The organism is Microcoleus sp. B9-D4, from assembly GCF_036705105.1.
GTDB lineage: Bacteria > Cyanobacteriota > Cyanobacteriia > Cyanobacteriales > Microcoleaceae > Microcoleus.
In genome coordinates, this window is record NZ_JAUBTS010000074.1 from 1 (window position 1) to 19160 (window position 19160).

Annotated in this window: 15 protein-coding genes and 1 pseudogene; 8 read left to right on the plus strand and 8 right to left on the minus strand. The window is 44.3% G+C overall.

Annotated features, from left to right (window positions below):
• Window positions 1-341: 341 nt before the first annotated feature.
• Complete coding sequence (locus QUB24_RS28835; RefSeq protein WP_333157053.1) at window positions 342-2387, minus strand: S8 family serine peptidase; 2046 nt, start codon at window positions 2385-2387, stop codon at window positions 342-344.
• A gap of 520 nt (window positions 2388-2907) precedes the next feature.
• Here QUB24_RS28835 and QUB24_RS28840 point away from each other — a divergent pair.
• A complete protein-coding gene (locus QUB24_RS28840) occupies window positions 2908-3963 on the plus strand; it encodes a UPF0104 family protein (protein WP_333157054.1) in 1056 nt (351 codons plus the stop codon).
• Between the two features lie 103 nt (window positions 3964-4066).
• On the opposite strand, the gene QUB24_RS28845 is transcribed toward QUB24_RS28840, so the two are convergent.
• Both QUB24_RS28845 and QUB24_RS28850 read right to left on the minus strand, forming a co-directional pair.
• The gene (locus tag QUB24_RS28845) at window positions 4067-4816 is read right to left on the minus strand and encodes an amino acid ABC transporter ATP-binding protein (RefSeq protein ID WP_333157055.1); all 750 of its coding nucleotides are present in this window, start codon (window positions 4814-4816) and stop codon (window positions 4067-4069) included.
• A complete protein-coding gene (locus tag QUB24_RS28850; protein ID WP_333157056.1) occupies window positions 4782-6245 on the minus strand; it encodes an ABC transporter substrate-binding protein/permease in 1464 nt (487 codons plus the stop codon). The genes QUB24_RS28845 and QUB24_RS28850 overlap by 35 nt, the downstream gene beginning before the upstream one ends.
• A 393-nt stretch (window positions 6246-6638) precedes the next feature.
• Between QUB24_RS28850 and QUB24_RS28855 the strand changes: the two are divergent.
• Window positions 6639-6770 (plus strand): annotated as a pseudogene (locus QUB24_RS28855) (GMP synthase (glutamine-hydrolyzing)); the annotation flags it as partial.
• A 96-nt stretch (window positions 6771-6866) separates the two neighbouring features.
• On the opposite strand, the gene QUB24_RS28860 reads toward QUB24_RS28855, so the two are convergent.
• Window positions 6867-7427, minus strand: a complete 561-nt coding sequence (locus QUB24_RS28860) for a DUF2726 domain-containing protein (protein ID WP_333157057.1) — start codon at window positions 7425-7427, stop codon at window positions 6867-6869.
• Window positions 7428-7597: 170 nt separating this feature from the next.
• On the opposite strand from QUB24_RS28860, the gene QUB24_RS28865 reads away from it, so the two are divergent.
• The 3 genes from QUB24_RS28865 (at window position 7598) to QUB24_RS28875 (ending at window position 11649) form a co-directional block, all read left to right on the plus strand.
• Entirely contained in the window at window positions 7598-11233 is a 3636-nt protein-coding gene (locus QUB24_RS28865) for an NACHT C-terminal alpha/beta 1 domain-containing protein (RefSeq protein ID WP_333157058.1), read from the plus strand.
• On the plus strand, window positions 11203-11343 hold the full coding sequence (locus QUB24_RS28870; protein ID WP_333157059.1) for a hypothetical protein: 141 nt from the start codon (window positions 11203-11205) through the stop codon (window positions 11341-11343). Before QUB24_RS28865 ends, QUB24_RS28870 begins: the two co-directional genes overlap by 31 nt.
• A gap of 108 nt (window positions 11344-11451) precedes the next feature.
• The gene (locus tag QUB24_RS28875) at window positions 11452-11649 is read left to right on the plus strand and encodes a hypothetical protein (protein ID WP_333157060.1); all 198 of its coding nucleotides are present in this window, start codon (window positions 11452-11454) and stop codon (window positions 11647-11649) included.
• A 126-nt stretch (window positions 11650-11775) separates the two neighbouring features.
• Here QUB24_RS28875 and QUB24_RS28880 read toward each other — a convergent pair whose 3' ends face one another.
• Window positions 11776-12696 carry a cation diffusion facilitator family transporter gene (locus QUB24_RS28880; RefSeq protein WP_333157061.1) on the minus strand — a complete coding sequence of 307 codons (921 nt, stop codon included), beginning with the start codon at window positions 12694-12696 and terminating at the stop codon, window positions 11776-11778.
• 241 nt (window positions 12697-12937) lie between these two features.
• On the opposite strand from QUB24_RS28880, the gene QUB24_RS28885 reads away from it, so the two are divergent.
• Window positions 12938-13285, plus strand: coding sequence for a hypothetical protein (locus QUB24_RS28885; protein WP_015174783.1), 348 nt, complete (start codon window positions 12938-12940; stop codon window positions 13283-13285).
• An 81-nt stretch (window positions 13286-13366) separates the two neighbouring features.
• Here the strand turns inward: QUB24_RS28885 and QUB24_RS28890 are convergent, their stop codons facing one another.
• Genes QUB24_RS28890 through mtnA form a run of 3 tightly spaced genes read right to left on the minus strand, consistent with a single transcriptional unit; the run spans window position 13367 to window position 15842 of the window.
• Complete coding sequence (locus QUB24_RS28890; protein WP_333157062.1) at window positions 13367-14251, minus strand: rhodanese-like domain-containing protein; 885 nt, start codon at window positions 14249-14251, stop codon at window positions 13367-13369.
• Window positions 14252-14254: 3 nt separating this feature from the next.
• Window positions 14255-14776, minus strand: coding sequence for a type IV pilin-like G/H family protein (locus tag QUB24_RS28895; protein WP_333157063.1), 522 nt, complete (start codon window positions 14774-14776; stop codon window positions 14255-14257).
• A gap of 4 nt (window positions 14777-14780) precedes the next feature.
• Complete coding sequence (gene mtnA / locus QUB24_RS28900) at window positions 14781-15842, minus strand: S-methyl-5-thioribose-1-phosphate isomerase (protein ID WP_333157064.1); 1062 nt, start codon at window positions 15840-15842, stop codon at window positions 14781-14783.
• Window positions 15843-15880: 38 nt separating this feature from the next.
• Here mtnA and QUB24_RS28905 point away from each other — a divergent pair, with 38 nt between their 5' ends.
• Complete coding sequence (locus tag QUB24_RS28905; protein ID WP_333157065.1) at window positions 15881-16024, plus strand: hypothetical protein; 144 nt, start codon at window positions 15881-15883, stop codon at window positions 16022-16024.
• A 350-nt stretch (window positions 16025-16374) separates the two neighbouring features.
• The coding region (locus QUB24_RS28910) for a DUF4347 domain-containing protein (RefSeq protein WP_333157066.1) at window positions 16375-19160 on the plus strand (2786 nt) is incomplete at its 3' end.

Below are 19160 nucleotides of genomic sequence, written 5' to 3' on the forward strand. Positions count from 1 at the left end.
GCCTGGGAACCGATGTAAGCGAGGCTCTGCCTCGGCCCAGACTATGGAGGCTCTTCCTCCGGATATGCGTTACCAGGCTCTTCCTGGTAACGAGTATAATCATTTAGGATTGCTCTATAAAACCCGCCCCTATCCCACGGTAAACCCCTTGTACATTTTTCGCATTCAATACAAATCAGTGTTGATGTAGATTGTTAGTTGTGTGGGGGCGGGTTTATGTAGATTGTTAGTAGCAATTCGATATTGTTGGTGAAACCCGCCCCTAGGAAATCTGGTAACAGTATGTCAAGCCCATTACCAATTACCAATTACCAATTACCAATTATCAATTATCAATTAATTCAAACCGCTCGATTCGCAGTTTCCGCAAGAATCCTCTTAATATCAGCAGGAGTCAGACTCGGATTAGCTTGCAACATCAAAGCTATCACCCCCGCTACCTGCGGCACTGCCATTGAAGTACCCGCAAAATATCGATAGGGAATCCCCGGTTGAGAAAGGGGCACAGTTGAATAAACATCACTAGAATCCGCCCTGCCGCCGTCGCCGCCCGGAGCAACAAAATAATTAATTGCCTGCGAACCAGCCCGGTTAGAATAATCCCCAAACAAGCCATTTCGGGTAACACCACCGACAGCAATTCCTACCTCATTGGCAAACCGAGCCGGATAATCTACTTGTGGGCGAGCATCATTTCCCGCCGCCGAAATCACGATCGCGCCTTGAGCTTCGACCGCTCGAATCGCCTCCAATTCTTGAGCATTCAACTGTAGGCCGCCCAAACTCACATTTATGATCTTTGCTCCATTTGCTACTGCATAATTAATCGCATTAATTTCATCCCGAATTTTACCCACCCCTGCCCTATCGAGTATTTTCAAAGGCATAATCTTCGCAGTCGGAGCCGTTCCAGTAATCCCAACCCCATCTTTTTTCGCAGCAACTAAACCCGATATATGAGTGCCGTGATTGTTATCATCCATCGGGTCATTATCGTTGTTGACAAAATCCCATCCTCGGAAATCGTCAACAAAGCCATTGCTATCATCATCAACCCCGTTGCTAGCTTTATTGCGACCGATCGCATCAACACCAGTTTCCCCCGCATTACTCCAAATATTCCCCGTCAAATCCGGGTGATTGTAGTCAACTCCGCTGTCAATAACTGCCACCACAATTCCGTCTCCAGTCAAGCCCTGGGCCCAAACCTCTGGAGCTTTAATTAAATCTCTGCCCCACTCGTCGCCACCCAAGTCGGGAACATCAGGGAAAGTTGCAGTACCTTGAGCTTTAGCAACTGCCGCTGCTGCATTCACCAAACCGAACCCAAAACGAGAGTCAAAACCTTGCAAGTTGCTCGGATTGTTAGGAGAAACAGTTGCAGGAGTTGCAGACAGATTGAGGGAGAAATTTGTACTGCCTTGGTATTGATAAACTCGGATAAAGTAAGTTCCTGCCGCTAAACCGTTGATGTCGATCGCTTCCGGCGATAAATTCGGTTGTTGAGAAGAAGCAATAATATCGGTGAAGTCAATAGAATTGTCGCCGTTAATATCTTTAATTAGAGCAAGATCAACATCCGCAGTCAAACCGCTGACAGTTAATTTAAAGTCGCTATTTGCAGGCAAAGTAAAGCGGTAAAGGCCGTCTGGCCGGGCGTTGTTAACCGAGTCTGCGATCGTTTGAGTGCCACCCAAAACGCCTAAATCGCGAGCTTGATCCAGTTGGTTGCCCAATACGGTAGTTGCAGAGATGAATGTATTGGCGAGGTCTTGTGGAGATGCGTTGGCTACCAAGCCTAAAATAGCATTGGATTGGCGAATTTTAATTAATGTATTGGAAATACCGGGGGCGATCGATATTTCTTCGAGAATCAAGTCAGCTTCGGTAAGATTGTCAGTCAGTCCGATCGCATCCACAAAACTGTTAAAGTCAGTAATAACGTCAGCCGCAGCCGGATCGGAGACTGCGGAGTTGCTGCGGAGGACAAAGGTATCTGGGCCCAAACCCCCTGTCAGCATATCTTTGCCCCCATCGCCCACTAAAACGTCGCTGCCGTCGCCGCCGTTGAGGGCGTCATCTCCCTTACCTCCCTGCAAGGTATCGCTACCGGCATCGCCAAACAGGAAGTCGCTGCTGACACCGCCGTTAAGTACATCGTTGTCCGCACCCCCTAACAGCGTATCGGAATTACCACCGCCGAGAATGCGATCGTTACCATTATCACCGCTAATTATTTCGGCATCCGACGAACCGACAATAAAATCGTTGCCGCCGAGGGCAAAAAGTCCGTTAGGATAAGGAGTCACAAAGCCCGGAGTCAAGGCGAAACTATTGGGGCTATCATCTAAAAGATAGGAAAGACCGTCAGGGCTCGGGCCGGGCATAGAAATGTACTCCTAGCGAGGTATATCGATCTAAATTTTAGATTTTAAATTTAAGTTTGTGGTTAAAAACGCCCTAAATAGTCTGTAATGCGGGCATTACGCACAGTCTGTAGAGGTCTGCATAGGTTAGGTTAAACTAAGATGTTCCACCCTTCTCAATTACTTGTTTAGGAACAGGCTTTTCGGCCTGTTCCACAAGAATGTTGATTTATTGTGGAACGGGCATCTTGCCCGTTTAGGAACAGGCTTTTCGGCCTGTTCCACAAGAATGTTGAGTTATTGTGGAACGGGCATCTTGCCCGTTTAGGAACAGGCTTTTCGGCCTGTTCCACAAAAATGTTGAGTTATTGTGGAACGGGCATCTTGCCCGTTCTTGACAAGGGTGCAACATCTCAGGTTAAACAGATTTATTCCGTCATATCATGCCGTGTAAATCAAGCACAATTCCGCCTTAGCCCATCTAAAATATAAAATCTCAAACAGTATAACTTAATCCCAAATTCAAAATCGGGATCAGAAAATGGGAAAACAACACTTGCATCGAATTCAAAATTTTTTCAACATCGCGAAGTCGCATTTAAAGCCTTATTTGCGCTATTTGATTTTAGGCGGGACGTTTTTATTTATTGCCAAAGCTTTTTTAACTCACTGGCGAGAAGTCGCGAATATCCAAATTCGAGCCGAAAGTTTTCCGTTGCTGGCGATCGCCCTTGGCGTCACTTTACTTTCTCTAATTTTTGTCGGCTGGGTGTGGATGTTGATTTTGCGGGAATTCCGTCAACCTGTAACTGCCGCCTGGGCGATTCAAGTTTTTCTCAAAACTAATATTGCCAAGTATTTGCCGGGGAATATTTGGCATTTTTGGGGTCGAATATTGGACGCCAAAAAGGCAGGAATTTTCCCGAAAGCTGCTACTCTCAGCGTGTTGCTGGAACCGCTGCTGATGGCTTCTGCGGGCTTTTTGATTGGGTTGATTTGTTTTGAAAAATTCAATTGGTGGTTGCGGATTGTCGGTTGTGCTGCTATTTTAACGGCGATTCACCCCCGAATTTTAAATCCGATCGTCCTATTTGTAGAGCGGTTGAAGTTATCCAAGAACAATGGGGAAAATTCAGAACTTGGGGAGGATCGGGGCGAGCGACAAACTTTGCGTTTAGAGTCTACCTCCAGTCTAACTAAAAAAACATCGAGTGTCAAGTCTAAGCGCCCAATTAATTTGCCAATTAAACGCTATCCTTTAGTGCCGTTAATCGGACAAATGTGTTTTATCGGATTGCGGGGCGGCGGTTTTTTGCTAACGGTAATGGCTTTAACTCCGGTGGACTTTAGCAATATTCCCAACTTGTTTGGTGCTTTTTGTTTTGCGTTTGTTGTCGGTTTAGTCGTACCGGGAGCACCGGGGGGAATGGGAGTATTTGAAGCAACGGCGATCGCCCTGCTGTCCGATCGCTTTTCTACGGGTATAATTTTGAGTGCGGTGGCTTTGTATCGGATAATTAGCATTCTGGCGGATGTTTCGGGTGCATTTTTAGCTAAACTCGATCGCCAGCGAAATCAGCGCAGTAAAAAAAGGTGAATTTAAAACTAAATATTGTCGTGATTGTAGGGTGCGGGGCTGAGAATGTGAGATTATGTGCGATCGAACTACAAACCTATTTAATTGCGGATGCGATATCAGATTAAAGCATTTTTTCCAGAAATTGCTTGGCGCGATCGCACTTCGGGTTGCTAAAAAACTCCTGCGGCGGCACATCTTCCGCCACCTTTCCGCCATCGAGAAACAATATCCGGTGGGCGACTTCCCGGGCAAAACCCATTTCGTGAGTTACAATTGCCATTGTAATTCCCGTTTTCGTCAAAGCTTTCATTACATCTAACACTTCTTTAACCATTTCTGGATCGAGTGCAGAAGTCGGTTCGTCCATCAACAAAATTTCCGGTTCCATAGCCAAACAGCGGGCGATCGCCACCCGCTGTTTTTGTCCCCCAGAAAGCTTAGAAGGATAAACCTGGGCCTTATCTGACAAACCCACTTTTTCCAGCAATTCTAACCCCTTCAGACGCGCCTCATCCGATTCCACCTGCTTCACCTTTACAGGGGCATACATCACATTTTGCAGCACAGTCATGTGCGGGAACAAGTGGAAATGCTGAAAAACCATCCCCACTTTCTGGCGGATTTTCAGAATATCTACCTTCGGCAGAGTAATATCCACCCCGTCAATATATATGTGTCCCGAAGTGGGAATTTCCAGTAAATTCAAACACCGCAAAAAAGTAGACTTACCGCACCCCGAAGGGCCGATAATGGCAATCACTTCTCCTTTATGAATCTCAGTAGTTATCTCGCGCAAAACCTTCAGATTGCCAAAAGATTTATACAGGCGATCGACCTTAACTGCTAGTTTGGAGTCTGCGTTCGAGTACATTGGCCCCCCAAGTTAAACTAAGCACCATCAAATAATAAATTGCGCCGACAAATATCAAAGGTTCAAAGTAAATATACTTTTCTGCTCCCACAATTGTAGCGCGGCGCAGCAAGTCTTCTACGCCAATTACTGAAACTAAAGCTGAATCCTTCAGCAAAGCAATACTTTCATTCACCAATGCAGGCAAAATATTTTTCAATGCTTGCGGCAATATAATATCGCCCATCATCAGTTTGTAGGGAACGCCAAGGGATTCGGCGGCTTCTTTTTGACCTTTATCTACGGCTTGAATTCCGGCGCGGATTGTTTCGGAAATATAAGCCCCAGAATTCAGGAAAAAAGTAATCACGCCAGCTTGCAGCGCCGATATATTATAGCCCGTAAGCTGCGGCGTTGCAAAATAAACTAAAGTCAACTGCAAAATTAGCGGCGTTCCTCGAAAAATTGAGGTGTAAGCAGTGGCAAACCAGAACAGCGGTTTAATGCTAGAAATCTTAAACAGAGACAGCACGATTCCCCAGATAAATCCCAGAAATGCCGACAGCAAGGTAAAAGTTAGCGTTACCCCAAGCCCGGACAAAATATAAGGCAAACTCGGCAAGATTTTGCCAAAATCTAACCCGAACTTGGAGGCTACCGCAGGCTGATTTGCTTGAGCATTTTCTTGCGGAATCGGTCGAGAAAACCACTTAGTAGCTAGTTCCTTAATTTGACCGCTGGCTTTCATTTGCTGGAGGACTCGGTTGAATTCTGGAACTAATCTCGAACCTTTCGGAAAGGCGATCGCCGAACCGCTTTCTTCAGTATTTGGGATTGTGTTAAATTCCAAGTCCGGGTTCGCTGCTGCATAACCCGTAGCGACAGTATCCTCGATCACTCCCGCCGCGAGGCGGTTCGATTTAATTTCTTGAATGATGTCAGGAATCCTATTAAGAGGAGCCAGTTGCACACCGGGCATTTTTTTCACAGCTTCCTGTTGAATGCTTCCGAGTTGAACGCCTACTTTTTTCCCGGCTAAATCTTCAGCTTTGGTCAAATTGCTGCCTTTATTGGCGACAATTGTATTTTGAGCTTCGTAGTAAAGGTCAGAAAAAGCAACATTTTTTTTCCTTTCTGCTGTGGGAGTCATTCCAGCCATCACAAAGTCGGCTCTTCCCGCCTGCAAAGCGGGAATTAAGCCGTTAAAATCCATGCCAACTACTTTCAGTTCGTAGCCTAATTTTTTAGTAATATATTTGGCAATATCGATGTCAAAACCGATGATTTCGTTGCCGCTAACAGCCGTATCTTTAAATTCATAGGGCGGGTAGTCTGGGGAAGTCGCCAGTGTTAAAGTCTTGTTGGCTTGGGCGTAACTGGCGATCGCAATTAAACAAAAGGCGATCGCGATCGCCGCCACCAGCATTGATTTTAATTTTAAACGTTTCATATCGAACATTGTCCTAAAAAATCCCCTCGCCCAGAAAATATACCACAAATCGGAATTAAGTCACCATTGTAAAGGAAGATATACTCCTGGACGCACGGGTTGCCAGAAACGGGGTTTGATGGACAAACAAACTGAATAATTAGCCTTTAACAAGGGTAAATAACCCGGTTATAAAGGTATTATTGAGCCCAGGGATAAAGATAGATAATTGTGCCACCAACTTATATTTAAAAAATGTCCGAAATGCACAATTTTTAACATTTTAGAAAGTAAAGTTTGTCCGCACAACTCCCACCCATGTTGTACCGTTGTCCAAGTTGCAATCGGTATTTGTAATCATCCAGCATATTCCATTTATATGTGGCACAAGGTATTCAGTAGATCAGAGCAAAAGCTGATTGGGCGCGGGTTCCTTACGAGTTGTTGGAACTGATCTCGAATCGGATTGTGAATGAGGTTAAGGGGGTGAATCGGGTGGTTTACGATATTACTTCTAAGCCGCCGGGAACGATCGAGTGGGAGTAATACCATTGTCGATTATTGATTTTCGATTTGGATAAATGCCGTCTGTAAGTCCTGTGTTAATTACAGGACTTACACAGAAAAATTATAGTCTAAGAGTCAACTGTCAACTGTCAACTGTGTTGAATAGTGTTGCAAAAATGCTTCCAGTTCTGTCCGTCCTTGTTGGGTAATTGAGTTGTAGAAGACTTCTTTTTGTCCATGGGGAGTGTAGAAACGATAGAAGCGTCGATCTCGATCGATTGGTCGCAGGTATACTAAGGGAACGCCAACAGATGCAAGGAGTCGGGCTTTTTTGCGATCGCGCTCCTGCACCTCTGGGCGATCGTGCCAATGAGATTGACATTCTATCACCAGTTTGGCTTTGCGACTAGCACCACAGCCGCGTTCCATCAAGGCGATATCGACTCTGGAACTCACCCAAAATTTCCAAAGTTCAATGGGAAGACGGGTGAAAGTTTCTCGACGAGAACAGATCATTTCTAGGGGAACTTGGGGACAGTAACGGAAGCAATCGCCTAAAATCATCTCTAGAATATCGATAGCGATCGTTTCTAACTCGTTGATGATTTCTCCGCTTTGGAATTGCGGAAAGATTTGCAGCGAATCATCATCGCTGTTGAAGTCGAACTCGTCTGAATAGTTGTAAGTGCAAGTCATTGATATAAAGTTGAACTCGATACTTTGAGGTTATCGAGATAAAGTTGTATAGTCCAGAGACAGTAAGTGCAGTTAGCAAGATTATTAACTGCACTTATCTGCACTCTCCAATAATCCGTCCAGTTTGCTAAAGTAAAGAAGATGACTAGCACAACAACTTTCAGCAGCCAATGACAGCACCTAGCACGAGAAGAAGAGGTTTTCTCCCCCATAGAGAAGGGTTAGCAGTTTTAGACGCCAGGAGACGGGAAAAGGGTTATACCACCTATGACTCGCTTGCAGAAGCAGCAGGACTCAATAGTGACGATCAGGTTAGAAGGCTGTTTCATCCACACTGGGGCAAAAAAATACAAAGGGATGCCATAGAAAAAATTGCTGCGATTCTAGAACTGCAACCTGCTGAGTTTATTGAAGATTGGCTTCCCGAGTCTAGAGGTTCTAAACAAAAACAAACACCTATGGACGTAACTAATATTGATTGGCGGGAAGTCTGCTTAGTCATGCTAGATCTGCAGCAAAAAGAACAGCGAATTAGACGAAAGGCAACTGAACAGGGATTTGAGGTTAATGTTTTTGTACCACTAGGTTTAATCGAACGGAAACAGCAGCAGCGTCGCAGTGGTAATGTGCCTATGGAACTGTTGCATCAATTAGAACCGGAAGTCGTTACCCAAATTTACGAACATGATGAATTCATGACTGACGTTATTGAACAAAACCCTACTGGAAAAAATAAACATATTGCTATTGTCGGCGAACCAGGAGCAGGAAAGACAACGCTGTTAGATAAAATCGCCACTCACATTCAGGAAAATAATCAAGATTTGCCGATTTGCATTGCGCTGGCAAGTTTGCAAGGAAAGACACTGAAAGACTATATCCTTCAGGAATGGTTGCCGGAAGCTATGGCTCTGGTTTATCCTGATATTGATGTAGAGAAGTCTCACAAAACATCTCTACAAAAACGCTTGCGTCACGGTGGGGTGTGGCTGTTACTCGATGGTGTTGATGAAATGGCTGTAGGGGCGAACAGTTGTTTGTCCTTAGAAGAAATCCGAAACCAGCTTACTGATTGGTTGGGTAATGTGCGAGTTGTTTTGACCTGTCGAACCAATGTTTGGGATGCCAGTCTCAAGAATCCCCTCACAGGTTTTGATACTTACAAAACTCAGGAGTTTAAACAAGAGCAAGTAGATGATTTTATTCAGCAGTGGTTTGCTGAAGCAAAAAATATTCAACGGGGACAGGAGTTACAGAAAAAGCTGCAAGAACCCCAAAAAGAACGCATCCGCCAACTCGTAAAAAATCCGCTTCGCTTATCTCTACTGTGTCAAATATTCAGCCAAAATAAGCAAGTCGAATTACCCGAAACCAAAGCCGAACTATATCAACACTTTGTCCGCTATTTCTATGAGTGGAAACCATCCCAAACGGTTATTGATTGGGCGACTCAACCAGGTTTGCGAGAAGAATTACATCAAGCCCTCGGTCGTTTGTCTATAGCAGGATTGGATAGCGATGCTAGATTTCGGTTGCCACTGAGTTTAATTCAGCAAGAAATGGGCGATAGGCTGTTTAAATTAGCCTGGGATCTCGGTTGGCTGAATTTGGTAGATCGAGAATCTGCAACAGATGAACCTGTTTACGCATTCTTTCATCCTACATTCCAGGAATATTTTGCATCTTTATCTTTAGTAATTGATAATTATCAATTTTTCATGGAGCGCTATCGAATATTTGAAAATCAATGGCTAGAAGTAGCTATATTATGGTTAGAAAGCTCCCAAATCTCAGCACTCCTAAAGAAAGAATTGAGCGACACAATAACCAATTTTAAAGAAGATAAATGGAAAAATATGTATAGGCTTAAGCTGCTACCATTAAATATAGTTTACTGGTGTCAATCTGGCGAAATAGAATTTATTGCTGGATGGGTGTATTGCGTTTGCTTGGATGAGAATACACAAACAACAGTATACAAATTACTGTTTCCGGGTTATGAGGAATTCATCATAGAATCGTTAAAATATTACGCTTCCAAAGAAGCCTGTGATATTATAAGTGAAGTCATCAATAATAATACGGATTTAGAAATTTACGAACTATCGAGCCTTTTGGAAGTTTTATTTAAAATCAACCCGGAGCATGAATGCTTAAAAGTATTAATCCCTAAATTATTAAAAGACGATCGTGAGGGACGTGCCATAGAAGTAGCAAAAATAGCTTTAAAAAATGATAATTTCAAGCAAATTGCCGGTGATTTTTTAGTTAATGCTTTATTGAGAGAAGATGAACAATACGAATTACACAATGTTTTAATTATTAATGTTTTAATGGATTCTCAGATTTTGGACAAAGTGGTTATTGGTAAGTTAATATCATTTTTAAATAGTCAAAATCTTACGATTCAAGCGCAAGCTATTTCACATTTAGACAAACTCAGCCTAAATCATAACGCTTTAGTCAACAATCACGAAGTATTGGATGCTTTGATTAATTTCATAAGTCAAAATCCAGACAATTACATAAATATTATTCCTGCTATTAGTGTAGTCAAGAGACTTGATATTGATATTTCAAAAGTCAACATAGCAATCATCGACTTGTTAGATAACTCACAGGAACCAGTAATTATGTATTCATTAATTAAATCTTTATTTGATTATTTGGAAAACCAAGGCTTTATTGTAGAATGTATTAATAAATTATCCCAATTAATTGCTAATGAAGTAGAAGAATATCATAATACAAACGAAGAGTTAAAGTCAACTACAAGTAACGATACAGAAAATATAAATAATTATTTTATGGAAAAAGAATATAGTGAATTTGTCTCAATAATTAGCGCTCCAGAAAAATTAAACCTTACAAATTTGATGCAAAATAAGTTTACCGGGAAATTATTTAATTGCGAAGAAATTGCGATGGCCAAAATTCAACAAAATAATTTTGAACTGATCGATAAAATAATTGAAATTATCCAAACAAATAAAGATAATATATTGCGCCTTATTTGTATTAAAATTTTGATTAACATTGAACCATTATCAAAACAATCGATTATTGAGAAGTTAGTAAATTTAATCAAAGATAATCAAATTCAATACTTGGTTGCCGCCGAATTAAAACAAATTACTCACAAAGCACAACTGCAAAGGCTAGTTTTTGGTCTAAAGGATTATGTGGAAGATGCAGTTGCTAAGTTGGACACGGATTTATATATAATTGCTCATTCAGTGCTGTGGCATTGTGCTAATCACTTGAGTTATACGGAATTTTATGACGCTTGTTGCGTTCAACCATCCTGTACTGACTTAGAGGCATTTGAAAACATCTCTATTGCTAACTCTTCTACTCCTCAACTCCTTAAGCTTGTTGGGCAATTGTCAGTTATTCAGTCTGCGGTTTCCCATAATGAAGAACTCGATCGAGCAGTACAACTGATTTGTATTGATGGTAGCGAATTTAACCCTCCAGATAATCCCGCCACTGATATCTACATTCAAATGGTAGAGCAAGGTTGTCCAGAACGACAAGAAGGAATACCCACAACTATGCCACTGCTCAAAGCCTATTGGCGACTGAATTTGAGAAACGTAGAAAAACGAGTTGCTTTGGTGTTCTACAACTCTAAAATCGATCGCGAATTCACCGAACCTTTTCTAACTGCACTGAGTGCTTTTGGAGGCACGATCGCAATCATCACCGATCGACCATGCGACAATGTAAAACGCATTTCTCCTAACCATCCGAATCTCATCGATGCAGTTTTGAAATGGCTGCATCGATCGATTTTGGAGGCTTGAATTTTGATTTTGGCAGAAGGCGATCGCTTTTTCAACAACTCAGGCGCGATCGCACTCACACCCCCAAATCCAACTCGATCGAAACATTTCTTCATCTTTCTCTGAATTAAGAGAATCGTCGGCTAAAACAGAGTAGGAGAATTTCCGCTACGATCGAGAGTAGATAGGCTAGCACCAGATAAAATAAAGTAAAAATTCCATCCGCACTACCCGTTGAGATGGCTGCGAGCTCTCGGTTCAAAAGTGGAGATTTTGCTACCTTGGCATTTGCGGGGGGAAATAGCTACAGAAATTCAAAATACTTGGAATTTATGCAAATAGAAAGACAGAAATCGACGACAGCCGATCGATCTATTGTGGAAAACTTGCCGATTTCTGTGGAAAACCCCCCTTTTCCTGTGGAAAACAGCAATTAAATTAAGTGCGATCGCTCTAACCCGATTGATAGGATTTAAAAAAGTGGAGGAATTGCGGTAAGTAAAAATACTTTCCCGATTCTTCAATTAATCCGTATATCCGTGTCAAAATCACTGGTTGTGCCTTCATTTTTCAGAATCGTAGCTAATTTGGTCGGAATGGTAAGCCGGCGGCTCAACGTGAATTAAGATGCGTACAGGGCTGAAACGTTCTTCCAAACGGGCTTCTACTTCTTCTGTAATCCGGTGAGCTGTTTCTACATCCACAGCATCCACAATCATGTGCATCTCAATAAATACTTGACGGCCTACAACGCCACGGGAGGCGATCGAGTGACAGTTGACAACCCCCGGTACATCGATCGCGATCGCGTGAATAACTTCCGGTGCGATCGCCATTTCATCCACCAACCAAGGCAGATTTTCCCTTAAAACCTTCCAACCGCTGCTAAACACCAAAATAGCCACAGGAAAAGACAAAAACACATCCAGGAATTGTAATTGAGGTATATTCCAAACCTGCCCTTGCCAAACACCAATCAAGCCGCCGATGACCATAATTGTCACCCAAACATCGCTCATCGTGTGCTGAGCGTCAGCCACTAAAATCGCGCTACCGAGACGTTGGCCAACTCTGCGCTCGTAAAAAGTGACAAAAATATTAATCCCCAGTACAATCAGCAAAATCCACAGTTCATTTGGGGATATTTTGACAACTTTACCCCCGTTAATCAGCCTTTCAACAGCACCGCTGAGAATTTCAAAACAGGCAATTCCCAGAAACGCAGCTATTCCCAGAGCTCCGAGAGCATCAAATTTTTGGTGTCCGTAGGGATGATCGCGATCGGGCTGCGGATTGGCATAATGATTAGTTACCAATCCTAAAATATTATTAGCGCTGTCCGTGACACTGTGCAAAGCATCTGCCAGCAAACTGAGGGAACCAGTCAGCCATCCCACGGCTGCTTTAATTGCCATCACTAGCAAATTTAGTAATAAAGTAATTATTAAAACCTTGCGGACTTCGGAACGGTTATCGGCCACCATAAAATATCCTCTATCTGCCGTCAAGTTTTCTGGTTTCTAGTTTAAAGCTTATCAAGTCATAAAAGGTTAAAACTCTTGCTGAATCTAGCTTGCGACTAGATTTATATTCATTAATTTAGCCTAGCTTCTTGAGACAAATTTTAATTAATACCAGTTTCGCAGTCCAATTGAGATGGAATGTACTTCTTTTGGGTTACTATATTTTTTATCATTAACAATAGTATGTTAAATTTCATTGCCCATGTCTCTTTCTCCGCTGACACTGAATTTAGTCGAAGGTTCTGTCTCCTTTAGCTTTTCCCCGCAAGCCGCGCGGGATTTGCAAAGCGAGATTGCAGCTTTGATGGAAAGCTTGAAAGCTGTAGCAGCCAAAACCGCTGGCGCTAAAGCTTCTCCCCAAAAACCGATGGAATATCGGTATGCAGGAGATGTATTTTTGGAAGTTTTCTGCAACCCGAATATCTGGCCCACTCCTTTTGCTGCGAAAGTGCTGATTACGGTTCGGGACGATCGCGTGCGCGTCACCACCGAAGCCGAACTCAGCCGCCTGCGCGACGATCTCGCTCAGTACATCGAACAAGTCGGTTAGAGATTTTCAACCGGAAACGCTCTTGTTTTAGATTCCCGACTTCTTGAAGAAGAACAGGCTTTCCGGCCTGTTCGACAAACATTAAATTTTCTTGTGGGGCGTTGCTGTGAGCAACGCCCCTGAAAGGCTTATTGAAAGGGGATAGCTATCTGCCGGCGAAGCCGACCATTCCCACATTGAACCTGCATAATTCTTAGCATTAAATCCCACATTTGTCAAGACACAAGTCAACCATGCAGAGCGAATTCCCCCACTACAATAACTCACAATTTGAGTTGACTGCGAAACTCCTTTTTGCTGCAAAATAGCGACAATTTCCCCACGACTCAGCAGTTTTCCCTGTTTGTCCATCAACTGTTTGTAATAGAGGTGAACCGCACCGGGAATGTGGCCGCCCCGCTTTTCTCCGTAAGGCGTTTTACCTGCATATTCTCGCGGCTCTCTGGCGTCAATAATAACTAAATTCTCATCTCCTAAAATAGCTTTCAATTCATCCCGCTGAATTTCCCAATTCGATCTGCGAGATATTACAAAATCTCCTGTTTTCGGTGGCTTGTTTGCTGATTTCACTCGATTAATTCCAGTTTTGATTAAAGCCCTATATCCTCCATCGACAAAAACTGCTTTTTCGTGTCCCAAAGTCCGCAACATCCAAACAATTCGCCCGTCTTCGCCCCACCCTTTAACCGGATCGGCAACGACTATGACAGGTTTGTGTTGACAAATGCCAATTGCTTGCAGTTTTTGAGTTAAAATTGTGTTATTTTCGATAATTTTTCCCTTGTGCGGAAAGTCCGATCGCGAAAATTCCTGCCAAGTTACGGGAATAGCTGGTGGGAGACGGCAAAACCACTTTAAAATAGGTACGCGAGCATCTAGTAAAGTAGCTTCTTGTTCCAGCAATTGCTTAGCTAAACCTGCATTTACTATCCAGCTATTTGCTAAATTACCCAGTAAATTATACATAATTTATTGAGTAACTTTGGCTGTATTAGCACCGCAGGCTAAAACCCCTTTGGTATTAGTTGGATTAGCTGGTTTAGTCTTGCCAGGAGCAACATTTAGACACAAGATTGTTTGGGTCTTGTTTCCCACCAAAAAGACTCCCCCCACAAAACTTTTGAGATTAGCTTGCTTCGATACTCCGTAGTTAAATACAGCACCTTTTTTCACCATCCCGATCGAGTAGCTGTAATTGGCTGCATCAGGTTTAACTTGGAGACCGAGATAAACCAATAGATTGGAAACCGAACTTGTAAAACCTGCTTTTTCAGCATAGTAAACTTGCTGAGCTTTATTCATCGAACCCACAAAGTTTTTCGCTTGTGCTTCCTTAGCTTTAAGCGTTGGTGACACTTGAGCTTCCGAGACGGGACTGAAAACAACTGGCAGAATTAGAGCTGCAAGTGCAACTTTGATCGGCCAGTTGCGACTGCTATAAATCCTGCTTAATTTCACAGATAACAGGTGGAATGAGCGGTTGAGCAACATACAATCAAACTAATTGTTTGGCCTGAAACTGTTGCAAGGCCCAAGGAGCAACCGTGCCGTGTTCAGTAATAATTCCTGAGATTAATTCCGCCGGAGTTACATCAAAAGCGGGATTGTAAAATTCGACTCCCACAGGACAAATTCGCGTAGTTCCAACTTGATACATTTCAACAGGATCGCGTTCTTCAATGGGGATTTTGCTGCCGTCGGAAAGTTCAAAATCTATGGTAGATAGAGGCGCGGCAACAAAGAAAGGAACGTTGTGAGCTTTGGCAACAATTGCTAAACTGTAAGTGCCAATTTTATTAGCAGCGTCGCCGTTAGCAGCGATTCTGTCTGCACCGACAACTACTGCGTGAATCATGCCGAGTTTCATGCAGTGAGCGGCCATATTGTCTGCTATTAAAGTGACGGGAATTCCTTCTTGCACGCATTCCCAAGTGGTGAGTTTTGCACCTTGGAGACGGGGCCGAGTTTCGTCTGCAAAAACTCTTCCGAGTCTTCCTTCTCGCCAAGCAGAACGAAATACACCTAAAGCAGTACCGTAGCCTGCTGTTGCTAATGCACCTGCATTACAGTGAGTTAGTAAGTTCAATTTTTCGGGTGTAGCTGGCAGAACTTCTAAACCTTTGTCGCCGATATCTTTACAAGTTTGCAAGTCTTCTGCTTGAATGGTTTTGGCCATTTCTAACAAAGTTTTTTGCACTTGTTCGACAGAACCGCTAGTTCTCTCGGCAGTTTTGAGCATTCGCGATATTGCCCAAAACAAATTAACCGCAGTGGGACGAGTCGATCGCAATAACTCGCCAACTTGTTCTAATTTAGCGAGAAATTCGGTACGATCGCCCGTTTCGATTTCTCGCGCCCCCAAATACATCCCGTAAGCTGCTGCTACCCCGATCGCCGGAGCACCTCGGACTATCATAGTTTTAATCGCCTCAGCCATATCTTCGCAGCGGCTAATTTCGACTACACCGTATTCTTTCGGCAATCGATTTTGGTCAATTAGCAGAACTCGGTCTTCTATCCAGGTGACGGGGGAAACAGGGGAGTTTTGAGCGGTCATTGATTTCAATTATGTGAGGGACAAGTTTCTATGATGCCATGAAGGCGACTATTCCTCTATGTTATGAGGGACACGCTGAATTTGCCAAAATCCCATTCCTGCGGTTTGAGATTCGAGACAGGAGATTTGAGATTGAAGAATGGCTGGATACCTACCACTCTCTGGGTTTGGAATTTGCGTAGAGTTGCATTTTTTTTCACAAAAGTGTACTTAGTAAAAAACCGTACATTAACTTGTGTAAATTATACTTACGTTTTTTGAAAAATTTCCGTAATCGGGAACAAGCTAGCTGTGCCTGGGGTCTGTTTTTTTTAAGTTGAGAATGAAAAAGTGCGCTCAAGAAATTTTCCAGCTCGAACAGATTTACAAGAATCACCAAAATAGATAATCGTAAAGCTTTGTCTGTACAACTTTTACTAAGTTAAAGGCGGGTTTTGTGCTAGCCGTATTTGTGGTGGATTGAAGTAGCGACTATCATCGCACGGAAACAACATTTTGAAAACCTAACTAGGTGCATGGGGAAACAATAATTATGAAAAACCAACAAATAGTATTCGTAGATTCAGCAGTTGAAGATTGGCAAAGTCTGGCCACAGGAGTTAAAACGGGTACAGAGGTAATTTTAGTTGATCGAGCCAGGGACGGCATCGAACAAATTGCCGAAGCACTGCAGATCCGCAAAGGTATAGAAAGCGTTCACATTATTTCTCACGGGGAATCGGGAAGTTTGCAGCTAGGGCAAACTATCCTGAATTCGGACAATTTAGAAACATATCGCGACTGTTTGAAACAGTGGTTTTCGTCATCTGTCAACTCAATTAAAAATCGATTTGAAATTCTGCTATACGGTTGCAACGTAGCAGCAGGTGAAAAAGGAGAGGCTTTTGTAAAAAAGCTGAGCAAGTTAACAAAAGCTAATATTGCTGCTTCTTCAGATATTACGGGGAGTGCCCAAAAAGGCGGAAACTGGGTACTTGAATACGCTACGGGAGCGATTAAAACAGGATTGGCGATCGAGCCGGAGGTAATGGCAAATTACGCGCACACCTTGGCGATATTCACTGTTACTAATACCAACGATGCTGGGCCGGGTTCGCTGCGAGATGCGATTACTCAAGCAAATGCCACTGCCGCACCGCCGCACAATATTAACTTTGCCATTCCCGGTGCAGGCGTTCAGACGATCGCGCCTCTCTCTGTCTTACCAAATATTACCGTTCCCACAATCATCAACGGCGCTACCCAACCGGGATTCGCCAGCACTCCGCTCATCGAAATCAATGGAGCGGGTGCAGGTGCTGTCAGCGGTTTTCGGGTCTTGACTGGTGGCGGTGGCAGCACTTTGCGGGGATTGATAATTAACCGTTTTGGCAACACAGGCATCTCCCTCGAAAGCGACGGCAACACTGTAGCGGGTAACTATATCGGTACTAATGCCACAGGTACCGCAGCTTTGCCCAATGCCTTATTTGGTGTCGCCGTCCAGAATGGTGGCAGCATTAATACTATTGGGGGGATTGCACCGGGCGATCGCAACGTGATTTCCGGCAATGGTGCTGATGGCATCATCATCGTTGGCAGTCCTGCGGGGAGCAACCGAGTGCTGGGAAACTACGTCGGCACCAACGCCGCAGGCACCGCTGCCTTACCCAACGCCAGCGGAGTTACGATCAATGGCGTACTGAACAACACTATTAGCGGAAATGTGATTTCCGGCAACAACAATATCGGTATTGCCATTCTCAATCAGGGTTCCACGAACAACCTTGTCACAGGCAACTTCATCGGCACTAATTTTGACGGCACCACCGCTGTCCCTAATACTAATGTTGGCGTAGTCATTGGGGGAGGTGCAAGCAACAATACCATTGGTGGAACGCTCCCAGCGACTCGCAACATTATTTCCGGCAACAGCAACGGTAACGGTGTCGTTCTTACTGGCGCCGCCACTGTCGGCAACTCCTTGTTCGGCAACTTCATCGGCGTTGCTGTCGATGGTACGACTCCGCTGCCCAATACTACTGGGGTATTGATTAACCTCGCAAACAATAATGCGATCGGCGGTATACTACTAGATCAAGGAAATTCGATCGGCAGCAACCTCGGTTCAGGAGTAAACATCATCGCCGGTATCGGCAACCGCATCCAAAGGAACTCCATCTTCGCCAACGCCGGCATCGGCATCGACCTAGGCAACAATGGTATCACTGCCAACGATCCTCTCGACCCCGACATCGGCGCCAACAACCTCCAAAACTTCCCCGTACTCACCACCGCCAGCGCCAGCGCCGGCAGCGTCACCGTCGCGGGAACCTTCAACAGCATACCCAGTAGCAATTTCACCCTGCAATTTTTCGCCAACACCCCCCCAGGCACCCAAGGTCAAACCTTCATCGCATCTATCGCAGTAACAACTGATGCCGTCGGCAACGCTGCTTTCAATCAAACTTTCCCCGCAGCAGTCGCCGCAGGGCAGTTAATCACCGCCACAGCAACCGACGCCGCCGGCAACACCTCGGAATTTTCCGCACAGCCTGTGCCCGTGGTCGTACCGCTGAGTACCATCACCGGCATCAAATTTAACGACATTGACGGCAACGGCACTCAAGCTGCCGGAGAACTTGGCGTTCCCGGAGTTACAGTTTTCCTCGACACCAACGGTGACGGCATTCTCAGTGTCGGCGAAATTTCCGCAACTACCGGGGCTGACGGCAGTTTCACTTTCGGCAACTTGCCCGCAGGCACTTACAATGTCCGGGAAGTTGTACCGCCTGGAAGCCAAACAACTACGGCTAACCCGGTTTCAGTGATTCTGACAGCCGGTCAAACTACTCCTGCTACCGTTAATTTTGGCAACCAAGCAATACCAGTACCGCTGAGTACCATCACCGGCATCAAATTTAACGACATTGACGGCAATGGCACTCAAGCTGCCGGAGAAGTTGGCGTTCCCGGAGTTACAGTTTTCCTCGACACCAACGGTGACGGCATCCTCGGTGCCGGCGAAACTTCCGCAACTACCGATGCTAACGGCGGCTTCAATTTCCCCAACTTGCCCTCCGGTACTTACAACGTCCGGGAAGTCGTGCCGGCAGGAACCCAAACGACTACTGACAATCCGGTTTCAGTGACGCTGGCAGCAGGCCAAACTACTCCTGCTACGGTGAATTTTGGCAACCAAGCAATACCCGCTGTACTCGGCAGCATTACTGGTATAAAATTCAACGACATTGACGGCAACGGCACTCAAGCTGCCGGAGAAGTTGGCGTTCCCGGAGTTACAGTTTTCCTCGACACCAACGGTGACGGCATCCTCGG

Excerpts from the sequence above, each read along its gene's own strand:
- QUB24_RS28890 (WP_333157062.1), bottom strand. The coding sequence starts at position 14,251 with ATGTATAATTTACTGGGTAATTTAGCAAATAGCTGGATAGTAAATGCA.
- QUB24_RS28905 (WP_333157065.1), top strand. The coding sequence starts at position 15,881 with ATGAAGGCGACTATTCCTCTATGTTATGAGGGACACGCTGAATTTGCC.
- QUB24_RS28835 (WP_333157053.1), bottom strand. The coding sequence starts at position 2,387 with ATGCCCGGCCCGAGCCCTGACGGTCTTTCCTATCTTTTAGATGATAGC.
- QUB24_RS28875 (WP_333157060.1), top strand. The coding sequence starts at position 11,452 with ATGGCTGCGAGCTCTCGGTTCAAAAGTGGAGATTTTGCTACCTTGGCA.
- QUB24_RS28845 (WP_333157055.1), bottom strand. The coding sequence starts at position 4,816 with ATGTACTCGAACGCAGACTCCAAACTAGCAGTTAAGGTCGATCGCCTG.
- QUB24_RS28840 (WP_333157054.1), top strand. The coding sequence starts at position 2,908 with ATGGGAAAACAACACTTGCATCGAATTCAAAATTTTTTCAACATCGCG.
- QUB24_RS28895 (WP_333157063.1), bottom strand. The coding sequence starts at position 14,776 with ATGTTGCTCAACCGCTCATTCCACCTGTTATCTGTGAAATTAAGCAGG.
- mtnA (WP_333157064.1), bottom strand. The coding sequence starts at position 15,842 with ATGACCGCTCAAAACTCCCCTGTTTCCCCCGTCACCTGGATAGAAGAC.
- QUB24_RS28885 (WP_015174783.1), top strand. The coding sequence starts at position 12,938 with ATGTCTCTTTCTCCGCTGACACTGAATTTAGTCGAAGGTTCTGTCTCC.
- QUB24_RS28850 (WP_333157056.1), bottom strand. The coding sequence starts at position 6,245 with ATGAAACGTTTAAAATTAAAATCAATGCTGGTGGCGGCGATCGCGATC.
- QUB24_RS28870 (WP_333157059.1), top strand. The coding sequence starts at position 11,203 with ATGGCTGCATCGATCGATTTTGGAGGCTTGAATTTTGATTTTGGCAGA.
- QUB24_RS28880 (WP_333157061.1), bottom strand. The coding sequence starts at position 12,696 with ATGGTGGCCGATAACCGTTCCGAAGTCCGCAAGGTTTTAATAATTACT.
- QUB24_RS28865 (WP_333157058.1), top strand. The coding sequence starts at position 7,598 with ATGACAGCACCTAGCACGAGAAGAAGAGGTTTTCTCCCCCATAGAGAA.
- QUB24_RS28860 (WP_333157057.1), bottom strand. The coding sequence starts at position 7,427 with ATGACTTGCACTTACAACTATTCAGACGAGTTCGACTTCAACAGCGAT.